This window comes from Roseivirga ehrenbergii (genome assembly GCF_001593005.1).
Taxonomy (GTDB): domain Bacteria; phylum Bacteroidota; class Bacteroidia; order Cytophagales; family Cyclobacteriaceae; genus Roseivirga; species Roseivirga ehrenbergii.
The window spans coordinates 425214-449991 of the sequence record NZ_LQZQ01000002.1 but is presented as its reverse complement, the minus strand read 5'-3'; the positions used below and the strand labels follow the sequence as shown (position 1 = coordinate 449991).

Genomic DNA, 24778 nt, shown 5'->3' with positions numbered 1-24778 from the left:
TCATGAAAATTAGAATACTCATTTTAGGCATTCTCGTAGCGGTTTTTCTTATCAGTAGCCACTTAAAAGGACAAGAAGCGCAAACAAGAACTAAGCTAATCAAGGAAGTATTCCATACATATACTCAGGAAGAAGGCGTGCATAATGCCTTCTTCCAAATTGAGTCAGCCGAATTAGAAATAAATGAAGGCTTCGTTTTTGGAGCTTTCAAAAATGGAAATAAGGTTACTTCCAATACACCATTCTATACGGCCAGTATTGGTAAAACATTCACAGCTGCGGCCATAGCTCAACTTGTAGACGCAGGAAAACTCGGCTTTAACGATAGAGTTGTAGATTATTTAGGTGATTTGATTAGTGGCCTTCATGTAATTAATGAGCAAGACTACACGAATGAGCTAAAAATACATCACTTGCTAAACCACACTTCTGGGCTGGCCGATTATTTTGAGGATAGACCTAAGGGTGATCAACCAAATATGATTCAAGGACTCTTTGTAGAACCAAATCGTTTTTGGACGCCACAAGAATTACTAACCTTTTCGAAAGAGAATTTTTCAGCACTATTTAAACCCGGGTCGGGCTACCATTATACCGATACAGGATATGTTCTCCTTGGTTTGATTATTGAAAAAATCACTGGAAAAAAGCTGCACGAATACTTTGAAGAATCATTGTTCAAACCCCTTTCTCTAGAATTAACAAGTATGAATTTAAGATCAGAACCCATTCAACAACCTGATTTCCCTTTAGCTGAAATCTATGTCGGCCCAACGGAAATAAGTCATTTCAAAAGCCTAAGTACCGATTGGGCTGGTGGAGCGATAAGAAGTACTGGAAAAGACTTAAATGCATTTCTAAAAGCGCTATTAAATGGCGATTTAATCAAAGGCATAACCCTAAGCCAAATGCAAAAGTGGATTCCCGAAAGCAAGGGTACTTATTATGGTTATGGCTTACGAAAATGGGTGCTCAATGAGCTTTCTAGTGAACTACCAAAACTCACAATTATTGGCCATTCGGGCCTTACAGGGTCGTTTATGTACTACTGCCCAGAATTGGATACTTACCTCAGCGGCACATTTAATCAAACTGAATTATTACAAAATCACATCGTCTTTATTGCCGAACTACTGACAAAGCTAAAAGCAAATAATTAGAAAATTTAGCAAAATGAATACAAGAAGAATTATCGTAGCAGGATCGACCGGCTACTTGGGAACACATATTATTAAAGAGCTACAGTTTAGAAATGCTGACTTTGAAGCAATCACTCGAAACGAAATAAAACTACAGGCTTTTGGGTTAAAGCCTCAGCAAATTATAACCGCTGAAGTAACCCAACCAGCAACTCTTAATGGTGTTCTTCAAGGAGCAGACGTACTCATTTCAACAGTAGGTATAACTCGCCAAAAAGATGGTGCTACCTATATGGATGTAGACTATCAAGCCAACATGAATCTGCTCATCGAGGCCAAAAAAGCTGGCATAAAAAAGTTCATCTATATCTCAGCCATTAATGGCGAACAAATGCAGCACCTCAAAATTATGGCTGCTAAAGAAAAGTTTGTAAATGCCCTAAAAAACTGGGGTGGCGATTACTGTATTATCCGGCCAAATGGCTTTTTTTCTGACATGAAAGACTTTTTAGAAATGGCTAGAAAAGGAAGAGTCTACTTATTCGGAAACGGTGAGTTTAAGCTTAACCCTATCCACGGAGCAGACCTTGCTAAAGTAGTAGTAGATGCAGCTTATTCTAATCAAAAGGAAATTGAAGTCGGTGGCCCAGACATTCTTACTCAAAACGAAATAGCAAAACTAGCCCTTAAAGCTTGGAAAAACCCTGTTAAAATTACCCATATACCCAACTACTTAAGAAAAATGCTCATTGGGTTCTTAAGAGCATTCACCTCACAAAAAACCTACGGGCCATATGAGTTTTTTCTCACCATGATGGCCCAAGATAATATAGCACCGCGCTATGGAATTCATCGTATTGAAAGTTTCTTCGAAAAAGAGGTCGACCAATTAAGTAAAATGAATTAGCGCTGATAGGTGTAACAGTCTCTTGCATGGCCACAATTATGTAGATGACCGTCCCGACCGTTAATTTGTAATTATTGAGAAAAGCAGTTTATTCCCTCACTTGGCAACTCGGTTCGTGCCGAACAGGGAAATTACAGGAATTGGCAATGAAGCAAAGCTCATTAGCTTTATAATGCAACTGATTTGCTTCTTCAGTTCTATTTTTGTCTGTAATCGTAACGGTTGGTCTAAGAATTACTTTGGTAAATCGGCCACCGCCATTGGGCGTTTCTTCCATTGTACCCGAAGCATTATCAACATAATCTACCACCGTAATTCCAGCGTCCGCACATAAGTGCAAATAAAATAGCATATGGCAGGCCGACAGCGAAGCCACCAGCATATCTTCTGGATTGTGCTTGGTGTTGTCGCCTCTAAAAGCAGGATCGGACGAACCTAAAATTTCTGGTTTTCCTTCTACCTGAATACTATGGCTTCTTTCATAAGCTCGGTATGAACTGGTGCCCGTTCCTTTATTTCCAGTCCATTCTATTTTTACATTGTAGCTGTGATGCTTTGGCATTGCACTAGATTAATGGTGGTTAAATCAAAAGCCAATTTACATGGCCTTACCTTAAATTCGCTCTACCTCTATTAAATATATTTCTTAAGTAATAGCTCAGCCTTTTACGAAACTGCCAATTGCAATGTGAGAGTTTTAGGTGATCAAAATAAAAGGCAATAGGTAGAAATATCAACAAGCCTTACCCTTCGCAAAGCCAGGTGAAAAATGGGTGTTGGAGAGGGTTTTTGGGTTGTAGTGTTACGGAAAACTATCGGTGTTTAGGAATATTTTATTTACTAAAATATGGAAGTATTAGTTTGATCCATCCAGCAGTTAATAACAGAAAAGAAATTATCCGCAAAGTGTTGTAGGAAATATCAATCCACTTATACATTCTATTACCCTCGTCAATTTGTTGAGAGAATTTAGAGAATCTGGATGAATAGCTAATTTCAATTTCATTCCATGATTTTAGATTCATAGAATCTGTAAATTCATGGACAGGTGCTTCTAAATCACGAATTATATTCAGGAAATGTTGGGACTTCTTTTGTTTGTAAATATTAGAAATAAGAGGCCATCCAAGGTTAATAAAAATTACTACTGAAAATAGCCAGATCTCAAATGAGGTGCGATGATTTATTGAGTAGTTAATTCCGAGTGAAGAAAATGACAGAAAAGCTGCCATCATAGCGGTTTCTGACTTAGCTAATGATGAATATAGGTGTTCAAAATACTTGTACTGGAAAGCTCTCGTATTGTCCAGGTGTTGGTTCAGAAGCGAGATCCTTCTCTTTTGTATTTCATCCATGTAATTTGTGTTCATATATGTCTATACCTTCAATGGTATCTTGATGTGGGTAACGTTATATAACGCCCACTTTTACAATTTCCAGAAAAGCATGATGGGTGTAAGCGGGAGGCATGTTTTTCTATGATAAAGAAAGACATTTAAGAGAATATTTACAAGGGATAAGCCGCATCTGTCACTCCTATATTTCAGAGGAAGTCCAATACATTTATCGGGGTAATTTTTAGTTGCTATAAGCTGGAAAGACATTCGGAAAAATAGAAGCCAGTAAGTGGCCCTATGCGCATCACTGCTAGCGCTTGTTGGCATCAGTTAACTTATCTAGTAGTTTATCTGAATTTTGCCGATTATCCCAGATCACAAGTAGTTTGATATATTTGGGAGTATTCGTATAAAACAGAGAAACCGTTTTATGTATTACCAGTTTCCTGATTTGAGTATTTTGAAAAGCCGTGCCAAGTTCAGGGTTGTTTTGAAGCTGGTTTATTCGATATTCCAGTTGTTCAACAAAACCATCATTGACGTTGGAATTCCATAGTTCGAGAATAAAATCTGAAGTTTCTTGAAGGGTTTTCTTGGCGGTTTCAGTCCACTGAACTTCTTTCATCGCATATTCAGAATATCCCTAACACTTGTATGCTTAATGAGATTTTCCTCCGGCTCAGCTTCTGCCATTTTAAGTAATTCTACTATTGCTTTAGGAAGCTCATCCAAAGAAGACTTTTGAAACCCTGTTATTTGATCAATTATCGCCTCGTCTTCAAGGTTTGTTATCCAGTTAATAAGCGATATTTTCTTTTGTTCGATCGTCATGAAGTAAAGATAAAGATTTTCGTCATCAAGTCAATTGAAGCAAGTAAGGTAAAGTCAAAGCCCTCCACCATAGACTAAACATTCCAACTCATTTCTGTAAATTGACCCTTTCAACAAGCCCTGTCCATGGCAAAAGAAAGCGTAAAGTGGAGGGCTATTTTTTTGAATTAAGAGAATAAAAAACCGATGCTCAAAAAACGAATTTTCAGTTTAATCATACTTTGCCAAGTAGTGGGCATATCACTATTTGCCCAAAAATACCCTTACCAAAACGCTAAGCTTCCGGTAGAAGAAAGAGTTTCTGACCTTCTTTCAAGAATGAGTTTGGAAGAAAAGGTACGGCAGATGGACATGTACAACGGAGCAAACCTTAAAGAAGGAGAAGTCTTTTCACTCACGTTGGCCAAAAAGTTAATCGGAGAGAAATTGGGTGCAGGCGCGGTACATGATTACTATCCGAAAGACGCCAAAGCAGCCAATCAACTTCAAGAATTTATCATCAAGAATAACCGTTGGGGAATTCCCGCATTACTCATGTCTGAGTTTTTGCACGGTTATATGGGTGAGGGCAGCACTGCTTTCCCCATGAATATTGGCCTTGGCGCTACTTGGGACAAAGCCTTAATGGAAAAGGTGGGGCAGGTCATTGGCACTGAAGGCCGGGCGCATGGCGTACATTTCGGTTTAGGCCCCAACCTCGATTTGGGCAGAGAACCTCGTTGGGGAAGAATTGCGGAAACGCTGGGAGAAGACACCCACTTATCTGCTGTACTCGGTACCGCCTTGATCAAAGGCATCCAAGGAAAAGACTTGAGTTCTGACCGCTCGATGGTCGCAGAACCCAAACATTTTGCCGCCCACGGATCTCCACAATCGGGAGGCAATGCAGGACCTGTTTTGTTGGGAGAAAGATCCGTAAGACAGAATTACCTTCCCGTATTTAGAAAAGCATTTATGGAAGGAGGCGCTTTGGGCACCATGGCCGCGTATTCCGAAATTGATGGAATTCCCAATGCCTCGAATGAATGGCTAATGACGGAAGTGCTCCGAAACGAATGGGGCTTTAAAGGCATCGTGGTTTCTGACCTTGGCGCGATTCGCTTTTTGCAGAGCAGCCACAAATCCAGCGATTCTCCTAAAGAATCTATCCGGCAAGCCATTTCCGCAGGCATCGACATGCAGTTCTACGACTTTCCAAATGATCAATTTCAGCAAACCATTATAGAACTGGTGAACGAAGGAGCACTTGATATTTCTAAAGTGAACAGAGCGGTATCAGGGGTTTTAAGGTTGAAATTCTTGTTGGGATTATTTGAAAATCCATATACAGAACAAAAACTTATTGACGAAAGGCACCACAATCAGGAAAACCAAAACCTGGCATTGGAAGCAGCCTTAAAATCGATGGTATTGCTTAAAAATGAAGGTGATTTATTACCCTTCAGTAAAAACCTGAAGAAAGTGGCGGTGCTTGGGCCATTGGCGAATGAGTCCGTTTTGGGTGGCTATTCTGTAAAAAACAAAAAAGCCATCACGGTTTATGAAGGGGTGAAGCAATTGCTCGGAGCGAATACGGAAGTAGTGTATTCCGAAGGGGTTCCCCTTATTTATAAAGGTCAACCCATTCCGATGGCCAACTTTAAAACCAAAGACAAATCGCAAAACGGATTGAATGCCAGTTTCTTCAACAATAGAAATGTAGAGGGCGAACCTGTGCTCACTAGAATTGACAAGCAAGTAGCGTTTGAATGGCCGGGCTCTCCAGGCGAAGGAGTCGGTGAAGATCACTTCTCTGTCACATGGGAAGGTTACCTTCAACCAGATGAATCATTTAGCGGATGGTTGGCCGTAAGTTCAGACGATGGCGTAAGGCTTTGGGTAGACGACAAACTGGTGATTGACAATTGGCAAAAGGGAGCGACAAGCATTGAAACCACGCCAATGGATTTTGTAAAAGGCAAGGAATACAAAATCAGAATGGACGTTTGGGAAGGTGGTTATGGCGCCAAAGCCTATCTCAACTGGAACATGCTAAAGCCCGATTTAACAGAAGCGATCGCGCAGGCAAAATCATCAGATGTGGCCATTGTGGTGGTCGGTGAATCGAACGAACTAGTTGAAGAGAATAAAGACGTAAGCAGTCTGGAGCTCTATGGCCTTCAGAAGGAATTTGTAGACGCCATTCTTGCTACTGGAACTCCCGTGGTGTGCGTTGTGCTCAACGGCCGCCCTTTATCCATTAACAGTTTAGATCAGAAAGTGCCTGCCATTTTAGAGGCTTGGTTTCCTGGAGAAAAAGGAGGCTTGGCGGTGGCACAAACCCTATTTGGAGACTATAATCCTGCGGGTCGTTTACCTGTTACGGTTGCCCGAAGCGTAGGCCAATTGCCCATGTATTACAGTGCCAAACCCACCAGAAACCACCGCTATGTCGATGAGAAAATTACACCACTCTACCCTTTTGGCTACGGTTTAAGTTATACCTCTTTCGATTATAAAGACCTTCAGGTTACGAATCAAGGAGAAGGTAAAATTCACATCGAAGTAACAGTGACCAACACCGGAAATCAATCGGGTGAAGAAGTCGTACAACTCTATCTAAGCGACTTGATTAGCTCTGTAACCACAGCGGTAAAAGAACTCAAAGGTTTTCAACGCATCCACTTCAATGCTGGAGAAAGCAAGCGCGTGAGTTTCGACCTAAACCCTGAAGATCTCTCCCTTTGGAACAGGAAAATGGAGCGTGTAGTTGAAGCGGGCAAGTTCCGAGTTATGGTTGGAAAGAATTCTCAGGAAGGGCAAAGCGATACTTTCACTATAGAATCAACGATTAAACTGAAGAATTAAATAGTAAAACCTATATTAAGGCGTTGTTCAAAGCAAACTGCACAAGTTGTGATGTGTTATGCAACTCTGTTTTTCTCAAAATATTCTTTCTATGTGTTTTAACCGTATTTTCAGAGATAAACAGTTTTTCAGCAATCTGCTGACTAGTAAGTCCCTCAGCCAGTAATTTGATAACTTCAATTTCCCTATCTCCCAATTTGTATTGGGTTATTTGATTTTTGTTCTCATTAAAAGTCTGGATTAAATCATAGTAAGACTTCCCACTACTCACCCTTAAAATGGCCTCTTTCAGTTCTTTGCCAGTATTACTCTTTAATAAAGATCCATCTATTCCAATTTTTAACATCTCCTCAATAAATGACTTTTGAGCATACATGGTAAGAATGATAATCTTAATTTCTGGATAAGAAGTCTTAATCCGTTTTGCGCAGGTGAGCCCATCCATTACAGGCATGTTGATATCAAGCACTACAACATTAATGTCGTTTCGACCCTGTAGGATACTAAGTGCCTCCTCTCCATTATTGGCTTCACCGCAAATATCAATCTCTTCATGACCATCAAGCACGGCTTTTAATCCCTCAATAACTATGGCATGATCATCTACAAGTAGAACTTTGATTTTCATTTTAGTGGGATTTCGATTACTACATTAATTCCTTTCTCCTCTGACTCAATAGAAATATCTCCTCCCATTTTATGTACCCTTGATTTAATATTTATCAGCCCAGCTCCTGAAACAGTTTGGCTTTGATTAAAGCCAATACCATCATCTGTATAAATAAAGCTTAAATATTCATTAGCAACCTCATGCAATTCAATACTAATGTGTTTTGCTCCAGCATGTTTTAAAGTGTTGTTAATTAATTCTTGGGTTATTCTGTAAACGTTCAAAGAAATTTCTCCACTGATAGAGTTGTCTATCAAAATACTGCTTTTTACTTTAATATGCCGCGTATCTTTGATAGCACTCACCAAATCATCGAGTGCGGTTTTGAGGCCAAAATGCTTTAAAGAAACAGAGTCAAGCCTATGCGATAACTTACGTGTTTCATCACTGGCCTTCGTTGCAATTTCACTAATGCGGTTGATTAGTTCATTTTTACGCTTTATGTCGGTAGTAGACAGAGCGGTATCAGTGTACATATTCAGTGTAACCAGTATGCTGCCCAAATTGTCATGAAGCTCTTCGGCAATTCGCTTACGCTCTAGGTCTTGACCCTGCATTAATGCGTAAGTTGATTTTAATTCCTGCTCTTTTAAAAGGTCTTCAACCTCCTGAAATGCAATCTTTTTCTTGAGCAGTTTACGTTGATATAAATAGATAAAGAGCACCACTGCGCTAGCCAATAATAGCATGCCCAATGTGCCTAAATAGACGAAAGTCCTGTACGCTATTTCTTGCTCGCTTTCCATAAGCCAATGGCTAAAAACACATTTTTTAGAACATTTGATATATTGTGTAAAATCCAGAGTGGTGCATCTGTCAAAATATATTTACTAAGCGTAAAAGTGAAAAATGCGCCCGAAAAGTACACTAAAACCCCAATGGAGATCCAGAATATTGGAGATCGATCAATGAAAATATCTTCTTCCAGTTTAAAGAATTGATAAAACAACCGGAGGGATAAAAAGATCATTATCAAACATTCAACTGACCTACCAATAGTATTAAATACACCCCATTCAAACCAAATAGAATTAATCAGGTAGAATACTGAGAAAGCTATGGCCAAAAAAGGAATCCATTTTTGGTTTTTTATTACGGTATTGAAAAACCAAAAGAGTATCAGCGCTTCTAAAAATCCATACAGATGAAGCACTGTGTAATTATTCCCAAACAAGAACACAGATACCAAATCAGTTAAAAATGAGAGGGAAATAAAAAGTATAATGATCCTCAAAGGAGCATTATACCTTCCTCTCAGTAAAAAAAATAGGGGTATAAGCGGTGAAAACACCGAACTATAAACAAAAAAGTAATCCCAATTGGTCATATTAATTTTGACAATTGTTAGGGCATGGGGCGGAGGTGTTTAGGAGCATATCAATCGAATCAGTGTCCATAGTTCTGTTGTAAAAAGTTTCATCGAAATAGTCTTTACCACCGTTTTTTACAGGGATAAATTGCAAATCCAGATGATGCGTTAATTGATCATTGAAATCTCTCGATTTTCTCCTTGATAGGTAAGCCCTTACGCCAATAATCTCATCCCCGTTGCCATTGGCATTAACAGAGTCGATGTCATTTAAGAGTTCTCTGATTCGATATTTGCCAAAATAAAACCCATAAGGTCTAATTTTTCTTCTAACCCTTAATGGCCAATTGTTCCATGTATCAAATGAATCTCTTTTATCTTTTGCACGAACATAAGGTAGGGGTTTCCCAGTCATGGAGTCTAAATCAGACAATAGCCACTCACCGTCAAAATCATTCCCAACATCTAAGAAATCAAAAAATTCAATTAGTTCTTCTTCAGGAATATCATCCATAAGATTCGCATAAAGATTAGTTTTCCTTTCGAGAAGATTCTGATAATAAATCACTACACCTATTAAGGCAATTAATAGTAAAATGGTGGAGGTTTTGTAAGGATTTTTCATAAAAAACTGGTTTTGGTTGACTGCTAAATTCTCTTTAAAAATGATGCTCTTCAATACCTATCTGGGGGTAATTGGTATAAAAAAATTGCTATAGGCTATAGTATCCCTTCCTTAATAAGTCCTGACTCTATCTTTTTCCTAATAAGGTAATAATAAATACCTATAAAATAACCTTAGATGCCGCTAGGTGGGTATTGTAGCTGGATCGAAGTGGTTTTAAGTTTGAAAAAACATTTTTAATTAAAACAATAAAGTCATGAAACAAGAAGAGTTTTTTTTCAAAAGAGTTGAAAATTTGGAATTAGATGAAGTTAAATACTTGTCTGAAATTCCAGAATTTAATTTGGACGCGGATAACTATGCCGATTTTCAATTGCAAAGCTGTTGGTCTTACGGACCATTAGGGATTTGTATGAAACAAGAAGGAGATAAAATTAGGGCTTATTTCTATATCTATGGAGTTCAGGTTGGTAGTGCAACGTTACTCAAAACAAAACCATGTGCTGGGTGGAGTTATGATAAAAATGGGGTCAAGGTTTCAATAGAAGTATGTGCTGATTTCAACAATAGAAGGGTCATTGCAAAAGGAAAAGTTTGCCTATTCATTGCGTGCGTTGAATTCAACCAAGTTATATTTAACTGGTAACTACTTTGATTAAAACAACACTAATACCAATTGGTTAAAATAGTCAATTGGTATTAATTTTTGGAAAAACCTATAAAGAACAAAGAGGCTTGGGTGTTTAAGGTTGAAATTTTCTGAAAGCAATTAGCTCTTTTTCATATCTTGAATACTTACTCAAAGGCGAATGATGAAAAAAAGCAAAACGTACTCCTTACTTACTAGCTATTTCATTTATGTAACAATAATAATGGGCTGCTCAAGCCCTGAGTATATTCAGCCTCCAGAAGGTATGCAGTACATTCCAAAAGGAAAATCAATTCCTGCGTTTTTTATGGATACCTCGCCTGTAACGGTCGCTCAATTTCGTGCCTTTGTGGAAGCCACCGAATACGTTACCGAAGCCGAAAAATTTGGAAACTCTGGAGTCTTTACCATTGAACAAAACTGGTTTCTAGAAGAAGGTGCCGACTGGCAATATCCACAAGGGGCAAATGCTGAAAAAGCCAATGACGATCATCCCGTTACCCAAGTATCTTATAACGATGCGCTCGCCTATGCCAACTGGGCTGGCAAAAGGCTTCCCTCTCAAGCCGAATGGCAGCATGCTGCTAAAGATGCGGATGACATCAACACCATTTACAATTGGGGCGACCAGCTGGTGGTAGAAGGAAAATACATGGCCAATACTTGGCAGGGTTCTTTTCCGTTTGTCAACCTCAACAAAGATGGTTTCGCACTTACTTCGCCCGTAGGTGCCTTCGGAAAAACCAAGCTTGGCCTTACCGATATGGCGGGCAATGTTTGGGAATGGACCAGCGATTGGTTGATTCCTTACGGAGTTAAACCAGAAAATTTTGTACCGAACCAAACCAGTCAGAAAATATTAAGGGGAGGGTCCTTTCTCTGCGAACCAAGCTTTTGCCATGGTTATCAAATTACCGGCACCAGCGAATCGACTCCCGAAACCAGCTTAATGCACACAGGTTTTAGGTGTGTAAAAGATATTTAGTTATCGAAGCCTAAACTATAAATCAACTTTAGACCATGAAACAGCTCCTCGCCTTATTGTTTATTTCCGCCATTTGTTTTGGTTGTGAAAAGCCAGAACAAGCTCCTTCCAAACCCAATATCATTTACATTTTAGCCGATGACCTTGGCTATGGTGAACTGGGTATTTATGGCCAAACCAAAATCCAAACGCCCAATATCGATGCGCTGGCCAAATCGGGCATGATGTTTACCCAGCATTATTCTGGCGCTCCCGTCTGCGCCCCTGCCCGCTACATGCTGATGACCGGAAAACAACCAGGTAAAGCTTATATCCGCGGGAATGACGAATGGGCAGAACGAGGGGAGGTTTGGAACTATGAAAAAGCAGTGAATGACCCTAATCTAGAAGGTCAACGACCTATTCCCACAAACACTGTCACTTTAGGCAAGGTATTACAAAGCACTGGTTATAAAACGGGCATCGTTGGTAAATGGGGTTTGGGTGCTCCCTTGTCAGAATCAATTCCCAACAACATGGGTTTCGATTTCTTTTACGGCTACAATTGTCAGCGTCAAGCCCATCAGTTATATCCAAAACACCTCTGGAAAAACGAAGAAAAAGTATGGCTAGACAATGACTTGGTGAAGCCTAGTCAGAAGTTGGCTGCCAATTTAGACCCAATGGATTTGGCCAGTTACGACATGTTCAACAAGCAGCCCGACTATGCGCCTGCTCTAATGCAAACCGAAGTGCTCAACTTTATTGAACAAAATAAGGATCAGCCATTCTTTATGTATTACGCTACGCCAATCCCACATTTACCTATTCAGGTACCGCAAGAATACACCGACCGCTATGTGAAATTATGGGGAGAAGAAGAACCATATGTGGGCGACAAAGGCTACTTCCCTAACCGATATCCAAAGGCAGCTTATGCAGGAATGATTACTTACTTGGATGATCAGGTAGGCGAAATTGTAGCCAAATTAAAGGAGCTCGGACTGTATGAAAATACGCTCATCGTGTTCACCAGCGATAATGGACCCACCTATACTGGCGGAGTAGATGCGCCCTATTTTGAAAGCGCGTCTCCTTTCGAAACGGAGTATGGCCGCACCAAAGGCTTTACTTATGAAGGTGGAATTCGTGTACCAATGATTGCTGCTTGGCCAGGTCAGATTGAGGCGGGCGCCAAAACCAATCATGTTTCTGTGTTTTGGGATGTAATGGCTACCGTGGGTGAACTTACCAATACTGAAATACCCAAAGACACCGATGGCATCAGCTTTCTTCCTACCCTAACGGGCAAAGGAACCCAACAAGACCGTGAATATTTGTATTGGGAGTTTCCTGAATACCAAGGTCAGCAGGCCATACGAATGGGTGATTGGAAAGGGATCAGAAAGGACATTAAAAAAGGGAATATGGCCATAGAGCTCTATAACCTTAAAACCGACCCAGCCGAGCAAACCGATATTGCCGCGCTTCATCCTGACATTATCAAACGCATGGAGGAAATTATGATCAAGGAACATACCTCTGCCGAACTCGACCGTTTTAAAATGACACAATTGGGCGATGTAATAACCGAAGGAAAATAATTGAGCAAACTCTAATGCGCTAGCTTGTCTCGTTTTAAAGTTGCAGACAAGGGCTATTCTGGAATGGTTTATATCCCCCGCTGACGGGGTAGGGGGTGGAAAATCACACTTCATAAATTACTTAGTCAATCAGCATACACCAAACCCCTTTAAGTGAATAGTGATTTATTCTTAATTCTTCATAAACCAAAACCTCCTTCCTTGGTTAATTAAAAAGCATATTTCATCACCGCTATGGAGAATTATGGAGTTATTTGTACAGGATAAAATTTACATTGAAGAGATTAATTAAGAATCGTTTTTTAAGAATACTGACCCGAGTCATCATCGGTGTGCTTATTTTTTTCGGTTTGCTGGTTCTTTTTATTCGAAGCCCATGGGGCCAGAATATAATTGTTAATAAGGCGGTAAGCTTTATCGCTGACAAAACAGGCACCCAAGTAAGCATCGATAGGCTGTACCTCACATTCTCGGGTAATCTCTATGTAGAGGGGCTTTATTTGGAAGACGAGCAGCAAGACACGCTTGTTTATTCTAAGGATTTAGAAGTGTCGGTGGCGCTACTTCCCTTAATCAAAGGCGATCGCATCAATGTGAAATCTGTTGACTGGGATGGATTGAAAGCCAATATTCACCGACCCGCTTCAAGTGAAAATTTTAACTACAATTTCTTAATCGAGGCCTTTGCTTCTACCGATACTACCACAACAGCCAACACTCCTCCCTCGGCCAGCCCTGAGATTGTGATTGGAAAAATAAGGCTCAGCAACTTTAATATATCGTATAACGATGAGCTTTTAGGCATCAAAGCCACCGCGCTTCTAGGTGAGCTCGATTTGGAAGTAGACGCCTTGGACCTAGAGCAAATGATCTATGAAATTGATGAACTCTCCATTGCCGATAGTCAAATCAAATATGAGCTCAGCAAAGCAACTGCGGTAGACACAGCCCAAACCAATAACAGCCAAACTGAAGATTCTGTCCTACCCACCCTTTCTCTAGGTGCATTAGTACTGAAAAATGTAAGCCTAGATTATAATGCAATTCCCGACCGAACTTCTGCAAAACTTGAGATTGGAAATTTTCGGGTTGAACTGCCGACAGCCAACTTAGCAGAACAAAGAATTGTATTGGATGAATTGAGCTTAGATAACTCCAAAGTTTTTGTAAAGCAGCTGTCAAATAATACCCAAGCAGTTCCGCAGGACTCAACAACATCAGAACCCATCAGTTTTGAATGGCCGAATTGGAACGTGGAGGTCAACGAAATTTCGTTCAGTAAGAATGACATTACCTTTCAAACTACAGACAGTTTACCCGAAAATGGAGTTTTCAACCCCAATTGGCTAGAAGTCGAAAACTTCAATTTTGACGCAGATGACATTGCATACCAGCCGGGCAAAGCCAGCATGTCCGTCAATGGCTTTTCCTTTACCGAAAGAAGCGGGCTTGCACTTAATAAACTGGCTTTTGATTTAAATGTAACTGACGAATCACTTTCAATTGAATCGCTAGACTTTGCCACCCCAAAGAATATGCTGTCGGGTGACTTGAGTCTGCAATATGCCTCGTTGACGGACTTGATAAACTCGCCCGATGCGACTTCAATTTCTGCCGATTTAGACAAGTTTGGAATCGACTTGCTCGAAGCAGCAGTCTTTAGTCCAGAGCTGACTCAGAATGAATCCCTTCAGTCGCTTTCCAAAAGGAAAATCACTGGGCAGCTGAATGTAAATGGCAGCCTAACCGACTTACAAATTTCTGAGGCTTTGGTGAATTGGGGGAAGCAGACCACTGTCAATATTGCTGGCCGAGTAACCAACCCAACAGACCCCTATCAGTTGAGGTTCGACCTGCCCACATTGAGCGCCAAAACCACCAGGATCGATATTTCTCAAATCATTGACACCACAGCTTTGGGCTTGGGTTTGCCAGAAAACATGGCCTTAACCGGATCTTTCAAGGGCGGGCTGAATGATGCACAAACCAACCTCACACTCAAAACCACAAGTGGAAATGTTGAGGTAAAAGGCCAATTCAGCCAAAACGAAACCATCACGTTTGACGCATTGGTTTCTGTAAAAGAACTTCAACTCAATCGATTGCTTCAGAATGAACAACTCGATACGCTAAGTTTTACTCTGGACCTAAAAGGAAGCGGAGCCAGTCTGAATGATTTAACTGCAGAGCTAAAAACAGATTTCGAGCGACTGAAATACAACGACTACGATTTTTCTAATCTGGAATTGTCGGGTAAAATCACCAACGGAAGTGGCAATATCGATTTGCGTTTTAAAGACGAAAACCTAGACATGGCCATGGAAACTAAGCTAGCGCTTGATTCTGTTGCGCCAAAAATCAATACCAATCTAACTGTGAAAGGAGCCGATTTGTACGCCTTGGGTTTGAGTCCACAAAACATAAAAACTGCCTTTGTTTTAGATGCTAGCTTTGAAGGCAATGCTTCAAGTTTCGATTTAAAAACTAAACTGAATGATGGTATAGCAATTTATAACCAAGAGGCTTACACTTTCGGAAGCTTCAATTTGGTGGCTAAATCTGCTGCCGATACTTTAGGTATAATGATCGACAGCCAAACCATTGATGCAAAAATTGTGGCCAATAAAAGCCTAATGGAAATTCTTCCGCTATTGCAAAAAGAGTTTACCCGCTACCTCGAAAATGGTGGAAATTTTTCAGACCAAGATTCGCTGAAAACTGATGCCACCTTAAAAATGACGATGGTGGCAAGGCCAACAGCCATAATTTCTGAAGTGTTTTTGCAAGGCTTAGAACGCATGGATACGATTGCTTTCGAATTTGATTTTGATGCGATGACTAACAAGCTTTCAGCAGAACTAATGGCGCCATACATCAATTTTCAAGGAACCGAAATTGACAGCTTGGGATTCAAAATAAATGGAAAAGACGATTATTTAGACTTCCTTTTGGGTTGGTCACAGGTAAGTGCTGGCCCAGTTACAATTGACAAAACCAAACTGCAGGGCAAGGTAGATGCAGGTACAGTTACTTCTCGTTTCAACATTATCAGTAATCAAAAAACACTTATCAACATTAACTCGGAAGTAAACCTTACAAGCGACACCATTCAGATACACTTTATTCCTGACACCCTAATATTTAATAGTGAACAATGGAATATTTTAGAGAGCAATCAGGTTACGCTGGCCAGTAGTTACATCAACATCAATGGTTTTGAACTTTCCAACGGAGCGCAGAAGGTAACATTAAGCACAACATTGCCTGGTCATGAACAGAAACACCTAGGGGCTGTTTTTAGTAATTATCAGTTAAGCACAATCACCAGCCTTTTTAATGCCGAAAAGCCACTGGCTACTGGAATACTCAATGGTGATATTATCATGGAAAATCCCTTCAGTGGTTTTGGAGTAATTGCAGGGCTAAATATTTCAGATTTGGCGGTTATGGAAGTGCCTTTCGGACAGCTGAAATTAGAAGCAGAGGGAGCAGGCGTTGAAAAATATCAGGTAGATCTTTCGTTGAAAGGTGATAATGCAGACCTAAATCTGACGGGAAATTACACTGCTTCGGCTACCGGTGGCGATTTAAATCTCAACCTCGACTTGAACGAATTAAAAATGTCGGCCGTAGAGGCTTTTTCAAATAATAGCCTTTCCGAATCGAAGGGTAGCCTTTCCGCAAAAGTAGACGTTTCAGGAAATGTGAATGAGCCAAAATATGCGGGAACGCTCAACTTTAGCCAGGTTGGTTTTTTGGTGAATGAATTGAACGCACGCTTTGCCATTGCCAATGAACAGTTAAAGGTTGATAACTCGGGGCTATTTCTCGATAGCTTCACCATAACCGATGGCAACAATAATGACTTTGAACTGGCAGGAAAAATTTTAACCGATGACCCAGTAAACCCAACCTTCGACCTTAAAGTACAGGCCAATAATTTTAGGGTTATAAATTCAGATAAAGAAGACAGCAACCTTTTTTATGGGCAGTTAAATGTTGGGGCAGACCTCACCATTACTGGCGACTTAAACATCCCAAAAATTAGAGGAAATCTAGAAGTAATAGATGGTTCAACGCTCACATTTACGGTGCCCGAATCGCAGTTAGAGCTAAAAGAACGTGAAGGAGTAGTACTTTTTGTCAACCGAGAAAATCCTGATGACATTTTAACTAAAGTGGATCAGAGCGAGGTCTCCGCAAACTCTGCCGTAATTGCTGGCTATGACATTGAAACCATTATTTCGATAGGAGATAATTCTGAATTCAACATTATTATTGATGAATCTACAGGTGACAACTTACGTGTAGTGGGCGATGGGGATTTCAACTTAAATATAGAACCCAACGGCAGAATTGGTCTTTCTGGTAAATATGAATTAAGTGGTGGCCATTACGAAGCCAATGTTTTCAACTTGGTAAAACGCAGGTTCGAAATTGCACCGGGCAGTAGCATTTCGTGGTCGGGCGACCCCTACGATGCCGAACTTGACGTAAGCGCGATATACAACATCAAAACATCGGTTGAACCTTTGATGGCAATAAGAACATCTGCCGAAGCTACTGGTGCCGAAGCTTCTTATCAGCAGCGGCTTCCGTTTGATGTATACATTAATGTAGATGGTGAATTGTTGACCCCTACCATTTCCTTCAATTTAGACATGCCAGAAGAAGAAAGAGGCTCCTTAAGCGGAACCGTTTACAGCCAAGTTCAACAACTGAATAGTCAAGAAGAAGAACTGAACAAGCAGGTGTTTTCATTGTTGGTTTTAAACCGGTTTTTCCCAAGCTCAGGAAGTGACGGCAGTAGCGGAGGACCTACTTCTATGGCTTTAGATAATGTAAACAATGTGCTTTCTGGCCAGCTTAATAATTACTCCGAAAAAATCTTTGGCAATACAGGTATCGATGTGGGCTTTAATCTGAACAGTACCGCGGGCAACGCAGATAATGGTGGGCAGTTACAAACTCAACTTGGCATTACCGCCAAAAAGGAGTTTTTCAATGATCGACTGATTGTAAAAGTAGGTAGCGAAGTAGATGTAGCCGGTAGCCAAAGTGCTTCGGAAGGAGCACCAATTATTGGCAATGTGAGTTTAGAATACCTGCTAACGGAAGATAAAAGGTTGCGCCTCCAAGGTTTTAGTAGAAACCAATACGAAGGCGTAATTGATGGTCAATTGACGGTTTCGGGTATTGCGCTGGTGTTTACCCGCGAGTTCAATAAATTCAAAGAACTCTTTGCCAAACAGGTAAAAGAAGAAGTAGAGAAACAGGAAAAAGAGAATAACAATAAATGAGTTTTCGTCAGTCATCGGTTCGATTAATTTTTGCATTGCTCGTGAGCCTAGTATTGTTCAGCTCTTGCAGTGTAAGGCGGTTTATTCCTACAGACGAATACTTATTGAAATCGTCTAGTGTTTCAATTAGCGCTCCTGATTCGGTGAAAAATATAGGGGGGGTTGAAGAAGAACTGGAGGGACTTTTACGGCCAGAACCCAATTCTATATTTTTGGGCATGCGCGTGGGTTTAAATGCCCATTATAAATCTCAAAGAGAAAACCCCGGCTTCATAAATAAATACTTAAACAGAAAGTTTGGCGAAGAACCGGTTTACTTATCTGATGTAGACTCTAGCCGTACCATGGACTTAATTACCAACAGGCTAGAAAACAACGGTTTTTTCAATGCCAAGGTGTCCTCTTTAACCACTACAAAAAAGAAACTGGCCAGTGTAAAATACAGCGTAGAATTAGGCCAACCCTATACTTTGGAGCGGTTTGAACTGGACTCCGCAGCAGGTACAATTTACGAGGGCATTGCACAGTCATTAGAAGAAAGCAAGATTATTAAAGGTAGCCGCTTTAGCTTAGACATGATGCAGCAAGAACGTGAAAGAATTGATACCTACTTAAAAGAAAGAGGCTACTATAACTTCAATGCAGACTTCCTGATTTTCGAAGCCGACACTAACCAATACAATAGCAGGCGATTCAACCTGTTTTTAAGGTTGAAAAAAGAGGTGCCACAAAAAGCTCTATTGCCTTATAAACTCAATAAGGTTTACGTTAACCCAGATTACTCCTTTAACAACAAGGCATCGAAGGCAGACGCCTATGCCGTAAACGGAATTAACTTTATTCAAGACCCAGAGTTCTTCAAACCCAACCGAATGACTCCCTACATATTGTTTAAAGAAGACCAAGTTTATAATCCAAAAATTTCTCGACTCACCAGTAGCCGCTTGGCTTCCATTGGCGCGTATAAATTTGTAAATATCCGCTACGAACCCGCTTTTGACGAAGTAACCGATCAAGACACTCTAGGCTTAGAGGCCAATATTTACTTATCACCCTTAAAGAAACGGTCTGTTCGGGCAGAGCTAAAAGCAGTCACCAAATCGAATGGTTTTGCGGGTCCTGCCTTGGCGGTGGTATACAGTAATCGTAACCTTTTTAGAGGCGGAGAAACACTTAACCTTTCTGGAAATTTTGGTTATGAAGTTCAATTGGGTTCAGGAGAAGCAGAAGGTTTGAGCAGTACACAATTTGGTTTAGAAACGGGACTTGTAATTCCCCGCTTACTCCTTCCTTTTAATGTAAAGGATACTGTGCTTTATGCGGTGCCGAAAACCAACATTAAGCTTGGTTACGATTTATTTAGCCGCAGCGACCTCTATAATCTCAATGCGCTAAATTCCAGTTTTGGTTACAACTGGCGAAATACTCAGGCCATTTACCATGAGTTCAACCCCATAAATATCAATTATGTAAACACCTCTAACATTACTCCAGCCTTTCAAGAAATTCTCGATCGAAACAGCTTCCTTCAAAGTAGTTTTGAACAACAGTTGATTACTGGAACCACTTATAGTTTTATTTATAATCAGCTTACAGAAGGCAAAAAGAGAAACCCTATTCTGCTAGTCACCAACTTTGAGTTTGCAGGAAATGCGCTGGATTTGGTAAGCAAAGATTCCAATGGCGATGGGCAAGAAACGCTGTTCGGAATTGCATATGCACAGTTTTTTAAGGCAGATTTAAACTTTGTATACAATTACCGACTGAGCAGCAAACAAACCATAGTAGGACGAATTTTTGGCGGTTATGGCTTGCCTTATGGTAACTCCGAAACGCTCCCCTTCTCAAGACAGTTTTTCTCTGGTGGTCCTTCGAGCGTAAGAGCATTTAGGTCCCGATCACTTGGGCCGGGCTCCTATGACCCTACCGTAGAAGATCAAGGCGCATTCTTCGACAGGGCTGGCGATATTCGTTTAGAAGCCAATATTGAATACCGTTTCCCTATCTACTCTTTCTTAAAAGGGGCGCTCTTTATTGATGCCGGTAATGTTTGGCTCAATAATGAAAATGCTGCCTTGCCGGGCGGAAAATTCAGTAAAGATTTTATTAAGGAACTGGGTATTGGCTACGGTGCAGGCCTAAGGGTCGACATCCAAAACTTTGTCATCCGACTCGATTTGTCCAGTCCATTCAGCAAACCCTATTTACCTGTTGGCCAACGCACCGGCTTCGACCTCTCAGAAATACTCTTCAATTTTGGGATTGGTTATCCTTTTTAACGGTTTAGTCAAGAATGGCTATTGTATCCGTTTATGCCTCATGCCCCCCATCTGACCTTCGATACCGATGGGCTTACCGTCAGTACCGTAGGTCGGACGGGAGATTGTAGATGAAACATACTATTCCTCTCAGCTTCCTAATTGCATCAATAAAACAGGCTTTACAGTGATTGCTAATAGATTTTAGCTAATTTCTAAAATTCATAGCTCACTTTTACGCCATTACGTGAGCTATAAAAATATTTTTATAGCTCATAAATTAGCTATATCTTGAGCTATAAACCTGTACTTTATAGCTCATGCAGTGGAACTGGCAACAAAAAGACTGGCCTAATTTTGTCTATAACGAAGAACAATTCTCAAGTGATGAGAATCGATTTCTGCATAATGCAGGCCTTCTACTTGGCAGCATGAAACACATTAGTGTTGATGATCAAGAGATTTTAAAAGTCGATCTGATCATGAATGAGGCTTTGAAAACCTCAGAAATTGAAGGAGAGGTTCTCAACCGAGACTCCTTACAATCCTCCATCAGAAAGCATTTTGGTTTAAAAACAGACCAAAGAAGAATTTTACCAGCCGAACAAGGCATTAGTGAAATGATGGTTGATCTTTATTCCAACTACAAAAAACCTTTGGATCATGAGCAGCTTTTTGCTTGGCATGAAATGCTCACAAGAGGTCGAAGAGATTTACTAGACATTGGCCAATACCGTACTCATGACGACCCGATGCAAATTGTTTCTGGCTCCATCAACCAGCCTAAAGTTCATTTTGAAGCTCCGCCATCAGATAGAGTGAAACAAGAAATGGATGCCTTTATAGAATGGTTCAACACCGCTAAAATCGAAAATGTACTTATCCGTTCTGGCATTGCACATTTATATTTTGAGAGCATTCACCCTTTTGAAGATGGTAATGGCAGAATTGGCCGAGCGCTTTCTGAAAAGGTACTTTCTCAACATTTAGAGCACACCACGCTAATTGCCATTTCTCAAATCATTCAGTCTGATAAAAAGAGTTACTACGAAGCATTACACGCCAACAGTTTTAAGCTAGACATTAACAAATGGCTTAAATACTTCTGCAAAATGGTATTAGAGGCACAAGATTATACGCAAAGGATGATCGATTTTCTGATTCAAAAAGGAACGTTCTATCATCGTTTTGATGTAGATCTCAATGAGCGACAAAGCAAAGTGATTGATCGCATGTTTAGAGAGGGTATTGAAGGATTTAAAGGCGGCTTGAGTGCTGAAAACTATATCCGCATAACTGGAACAACCAGCTCTACGGCCACCAGAGATTTGCAAAAACTAGTAGAGCTTGGTGCCCTTCTTCGAAAAGGCGAAAGAAAGAGTACACGTTATTTTCTTAATTTGAAGTGATTCCACTTCTCATAAAATTAGGCCATAGGGGTTCTTTAGCATTGATTAAAGCACTACTGCATTGCATCATTAAGCCATCCATCTGACCTGCGGTACCGATGGGCTTACCGTCAGTACCTCAGGTCGGACGAGAGATTCATCTGTATCTCTAGTCTTATAAATTAAGCTTCCTCAAAACCCTAATCTTTTGTATGTTTAAAATGTAAACAGTTACATTTTTAAAAACCAACCCTATGGCTACTCCTGAAGAAATGGCGCAAACCATGATCAATAACCTTCCCGAAAAAACCGGGAAATCTATCACCGAATGGAGGGCTTTGCTGGCCACTTCTGGATTACAAAAACACGGTGAAATCATAAAACTGCTCAAAGGCGAACATGGGGTAACTCACGGTTTTGCCAACCTGATTGCACAGCTTTACCTTAAGCCTGACTTGCTCGAAAACAAAGTCGCTGAAAATCCTGATGAAGATTTGCTGGCAGGAAAAGAGGCCATTGCAGAAGTGTATAAAAAAGCCAAAGCACTTTTTGAAAATGCAAATGGCGAAGTAGAATTTGCGTATAAGAAAACCTACATCAGTCTTCGGACACCCAAAAAGCAGTTTGGCTTATTACAGCCCAGCACCAAAACTAGGGTAGACATTGGTCTCAATTTAAAAGGGGTTGAGCCCGAAGGAATAGTGGCAGCGGCAGGCAGTTGGAACAGCATGGTTACCCACAGAATCAAACTTTCTTCGGTGGAAGATGTGGATGCTTCTTTGGCCACTTGGGTGCAAAAAGCCTACGATGCCAACAGTTAATGAATAAGTTTCAGCCTGTCGACTTTCAGGATTTAGATGATCTTTTCGCCTTTCTTCCTGAGCATGAACTCAAGATCGTTGAGGCTTTAAGAAATTTGGTCTATGAATGTATTCCTCAAGTAAAAGAGAAGCTTTCTTACAATGTGCCGTTTTTTCGCCTACGCAAAACCGTTTGCTTTATCTGGACCGGAGCTGTGCCTTGGGGTGGCACTTTCGAAGGCGTTCAATTCGGTTTTACTTATGGCCATTTGCTCACCGATGAAAATGGGTATTTAGCTGCTGAAAAAAGGAAGTTTGTCCGCACCAAAACTTTCAAGTCTTTGAAAGAAATTGACTTCGACCAATTGAGAATCTTACTTTTTGAGGCCGCAGAAATTGACGCCCAGAAAAGGTAATTGCAAACAATTTTTTAAGGAATGTGAGATAATATCAATCGGCATTGATTAAACTTATAGTGTGAATCTGGTTAAAGCAGAGTAACCCTCCAAAAGTTGTTATAATTAGAACTTCCGTGGTAAATTATTCCATCTAAAGTTGAAGCGAGAACTTTTGGAGGGTTCTGTCAATCGAGACTGTCCCAAAAAATAACCGGAATTTTATTTCAAACCCTAAAACAGCAATTCCATGTCGAACCAAGGTTTAATTATTGAAGAACGCAGCCGAGATATTGGCGATTTTATAGTCGGCAGACTGATTCCGTTTAGGAAAAAGCGCATGGTGGGTCCGTTTATTTTTATTGACCATATGGGGCCTGTCACGATTAAGCCCGGGCATTATATGGACGTTGGACAGCATCCGCACATTGGCCTTTCTACCCTCACTTATTTATTGGAAGGCGAAATTACTCACCGCGATACCCTGGGCACTGAGCAACTGGTCACTCCGGGTTCGGTGGGTTGGATGACGGCTGGAAAAGGAATTGTACATACCGAACGCACTCCCCAAAACAGACGAGACGGCAGCGAATTTACCGCCCACGGTTATCAAATCTGGGTCGCCCTTCCGAAGGAATTGGAGTTTATGGAGCCGCAGTTTTCTTATACACCTAAGGAAGATTTACCAACCTGGGAAGAAAAAGGTTTGCAGTTTAAACTGGTAGCGGGGCAAGGTTTTGGACGCCAATCGCCTGTGCCCGTTCATTCCGAATTGTTTATGGTAGAAGTAAAATCTACCGCGGAAGCCCTACTAAATATTGATGGGCAGCTTTCAGGGGAAATAGGAATTTGCATTGTGGAAGGGCATATTATGGCTTGCGATGAGCGTGTAAACAAAGGCAATATGTTGGTGTCGAAAGAAGAAGATCTTTGCAAAATTACGCTGGGAGAAAACACACACTTATTGATTTTCGGGGGTCAGCCTTTTCCAGAAGAAAGGCACATCTATTGGAATTTTGTAGCCTCAGAAAAAGCCACACTTGAAGTCGCCAAAGAACGCTGGAAGGCCAAAGCCTTTGATATGGTACCCGGTGAAACGGGTTATATTCTGTTGCCGGGTTAAGAAATATTACGTTTATCCCCTTATAAATTTAAACCTTATGTTCGAAGCCAAAGTAAAAGGAAAATCTGACCAAGAGCTGGAAGATATTGTCAACCACCCGAAAGATTATCAACCCGAATTTCTAAGCGCAGCAATAGAAGAAATTAAAAGTAGAGGGGTTAAAATTGACACTTCGAAAACTGAATTCGTTATAGCTGAAGAACAGCAAGCCAAGGTTGATTCAGCCCAAAGATGGAAGACTCCTGAAAACCTTCATCCAACGATACGGCTGGCTTCAAACCTTATATTCGCTTCTTTAATCCTTTGGATAATCCGTACATTCTTCGCTCAATCATCTGTCAATATAAATGGGCTTTCTGATGATGGACTATTTAGTGGTCTCGTTGTTATTGCTTTAGCATACGCCATTAGGCTAGGTATCTCATGGATAAGGGTAGTTTTACTCGTTTTTATGATCTTTGGCCTTCTTTTAGAAGTTTTTTTTGTGCCTTTCTACATTGACCATGCTCCAATTGCTGGTGTTTTAGAACTCTTACAAACACTAGTTCAAGTGTACGCTTTGGTTCTTCTTTTCCAAAAACCAGCAAGACAGTGGTACAAAGAGAATCAAGGTTCGTTTTCAAGTTAGACCG

At 40.6% G+C, this 24778-nt stretch carries 19 protein-coding genes; 13 read left to right on the top strand and 6 right to left on the bottom strand.

What is annotated here, in order from left to right:
- The first annotated feature begins 2 nt into the window (after nt 1–2).
- Both MB14_RS03860 and MB14_RS03855 read left to right on the top strand, forming a co-directional pair.
- Nucleotides 3–1160 (top strand): serine hydrolase domain-containing protein, encoded by a 1158-nt coding sequence (locus tag MB14_RS03860; RefSeq protein ID WP_084375952.1) that lies wholly within the window; start codon nt 3–5, stop codon nt 1158–1160.
- A gap of 13 nt (nt 1161–1173) precedes the next feature.
- On the top strand, nt 1174–2046 hold the full coding sequence (locus MB14_RS03855; RefSeq protein ID WP_062588910.1) for an SDR family oxidoreductase: 873 nt from the start codon (nt 1174–1176) through the stop codon (nt 2044–2046).
- A gap of 88 nt (nt 2047–2134) precedes the next feature.
- On the opposite strand, the gene MB14_RS03850 is transcribed toward MB14_RS03855, so the two are convergent.
- From MB14_RS03850 to MB14_RS03835, 3 genes are all read right to left on the bottom strand, one after another.
- Complete coding sequence (locus MB14_RS03850; protein ID WP_062588908.1) at nt 2135–2608, bottom strand: OsmC family protein; 474 nt, start codon at nt 2606–2608, stop codon at nt 2135–2137.
- A 1085-nt stretch (nt 2609–3693) separates the two neighbouring features.
- A complete protein-coding gene (locus tag MB14_RS03840) occupies nt 3694–4008 on the bottom strand; it encodes a type II toxin-antitoxin system RelE/ParE family toxin (RefSeq protein ID WP_062588905.1) in 315 nt (104 codons plus the stop codon).
- Nucleotides 4005–4214, bottom strand: coding sequence for a hypothetical protein (locus MB14_RS03835; protein WP_062588903.1), 210 nt, complete (start codon nt 4212–4214; stop codon nt 4005–4007). The genes MB14_RS03840 and MB14_RS03835 overlap by 4 nt, the downstream gene beginning before the upstream one ends.
- A 186-nt stretch (nt 4215–4400) precedes the next feature.
- Between MB14_RS03835 and MB14_RS03830 the strand changes: the two genes are divergently transcribed.
- Nucleotides 4401–7061 carry a glycoside hydrolase family 3 protein gene (locus tag MB14_RS03830; RefSeq protein WP_062588901.1) on the top strand — a complete coding sequence of 887 codons (2661 nt, stop codon included), beginning with the start codon at nt 4401–4403 and terminating at the stop codon, nt 7059–7061.
- 10 nt (nt 7062–7071) lie between these two features.
- On the opposite strand, the gene MB14_RS03825 is transcribed toward MB14_RS03830, so the two are convergent.
- From MB14_RS03825 to MB14_RS03810, 3 genes are all read right to left on the bottom strand, one after another.
- Nucleotides 7072–7689, bottom strand: coding sequence for a response regulator transcription factor (locus MB14_RS03825; RefSeq protein ID WP_062588899.1), 618 nt, complete (start codon nt 7687–7689; stop codon nt 7072–7074).
- The gene (locus MB14_RS03820; RefSeq protein WP_062588896.1) at nt 7686–8477 is read right to left on the bottom strand and encodes a sensor histidine kinase; all 792 of its coding nucleotides are present in this window, start codon (nt 8475–8477) and stop codon (nt 7686–7688) included. Before MB14_RS03820 ends, MB14_RS03825 begins: the two co-directional genes overlap by 4 nt.
- Before the next feature lie 582 nt (nt 8478–9059).
- Nucleotides 9060–9665: a hypothetical protein gene (locus MB14_RS03810; protein WP_132644065.1), complete on the bottom strand. Its 606-nt coding sequence runs from the start codon at nt 9663–9665 to the stop codon at nt 9060–9062.
- A 256-nt stretch (nt 9666–9921) separates the two neighbouring features.
- Between MB14_RS03810 and MB14_RS03805 the strand changes: the two genes are divergently transcribed.
- The 10 genes from MB14_RS03805 to MB14_RS03760 all read left to right on the top strand — a co-directional run bounded on the left by MB14_RS03805 (nt 9922) and on the right by MB14_RS03760 (nt 24774).
- Nucleotides 9922–10311, top strand: coding sequence for a hypothetical protein (locus tag MB14_RS03805; RefSeq protein ID WP_062588890.1), 390 nt, complete (start codon nt 9922–9924; stop codon nt 10309–10311).
- Nucleotides 10312–10474: 163 nt separating this feature from the next.
- A complete protein-coding gene (locus tag MB14_RS03800; protein WP_084375951.1) occupies nt 10475–11299 on the top strand; it encodes a formylglycine-generating enzyme family protein in 825 nt (274 codons plus the stop codon).
- 35 nt (nt 11300–11334) lie between these two features.
- Complete coding sequence (locus MB14_RS03795) at nt 11335–12882, top strand: arylsulfatase (protein WP_062588885.1); 1548 nt, start codon at nt 11335–11337, stop codon at nt 12880–12882.
- A 275-nt stretch (nt 12883–13157) separates the two neighbouring features.
- The gene (locus MB14_RS03790; RefSeq protein WP_132644064.1) at nt 13158–18182 is read left to right on the top strand and encodes a translocation/assembly module TamB domain-containing protein; all 5025 of its coding nucleotides are present in this window, start codon (nt 13158–13160) and stop codon (nt 18180–18182) included.
- Nucleotides 18179–20461 carry a translocation and assembly module lipoprotein TamL gene (gene tamL / locus MB14_RS03785; RefSeq protein WP_062588880.1) on the top strand — a complete coding sequence of 761 codons (2283 nt, stop codon included), beginning with the start codon at nt 18179–18181 and terminating at the stop codon, nt 20459–20461. The genes MB14_RS03790 and tamL overlap by 4 nt, the downstream gene beginning before the upstream one ends.
- A gap of 299 nt (nt 20462–20760) precedes the next feature.
- A complete protein-coding gene (locus tag MB14_RS03780) occupies nt 20761–21849 on the top strand; it encodes a Fic family protein (protein ID WP_062588878.1) in 1089 nt (362 codons plus the stop codon).
- Nucleotides 21850–22082: 233 nt separating this feature from the next.
- Nucleotides 22083–22649, top strand: a complete 567-nt coding sequence (locus tag MB14_RS03775; RefSeq protein WP_062588876.1) for a DUF4287 domain-containing protein — start codon at nt 22083–22085, stop codon at nt 22647–22649.
- Nucleotides 22649–23044 (top strand): DUF1801 domain-containing protein, encoded by a 396-nt coding sequence (locus MB14_RS03770; RefSeq protein ID WP_062588874.1) that lies wholly within the window; start codon nt 22649–22651, stop codon nt 23042–23044. The genes MB14_RS03775 and MB14_RS03770 overlap by 1 nt, the downstream gene beginning before the upstream one ends.
- Nucleotides 23045–23273: 229 nt before the next feature.
- The gene (locus MB14_RS03765) at nt 23274–24146 is read left to right on the top strand and encodes a pirin family protein (RefSeq protein ID WP_062588871.1); all 873 of its coding nucleotides are present in this window, start codon (nt 23274–23276) and stop codon (nt 24144–24146) included.
- A gap of 37 nt (nt 24147–24183) precedes the next feature.
- Nucleotides 24184–24774 (top strand): hypothetical protein, encoded by a 591-nt coding sequence (locus MB14_RS03760; RefSeq protein ID WP_062588868.1) that lies wholly within the window; start codon nt 24184–24186, stop codon nt 24772–24774.
- Nucleotides 24775–24778 lie beyond the last annotated feature (4 nt).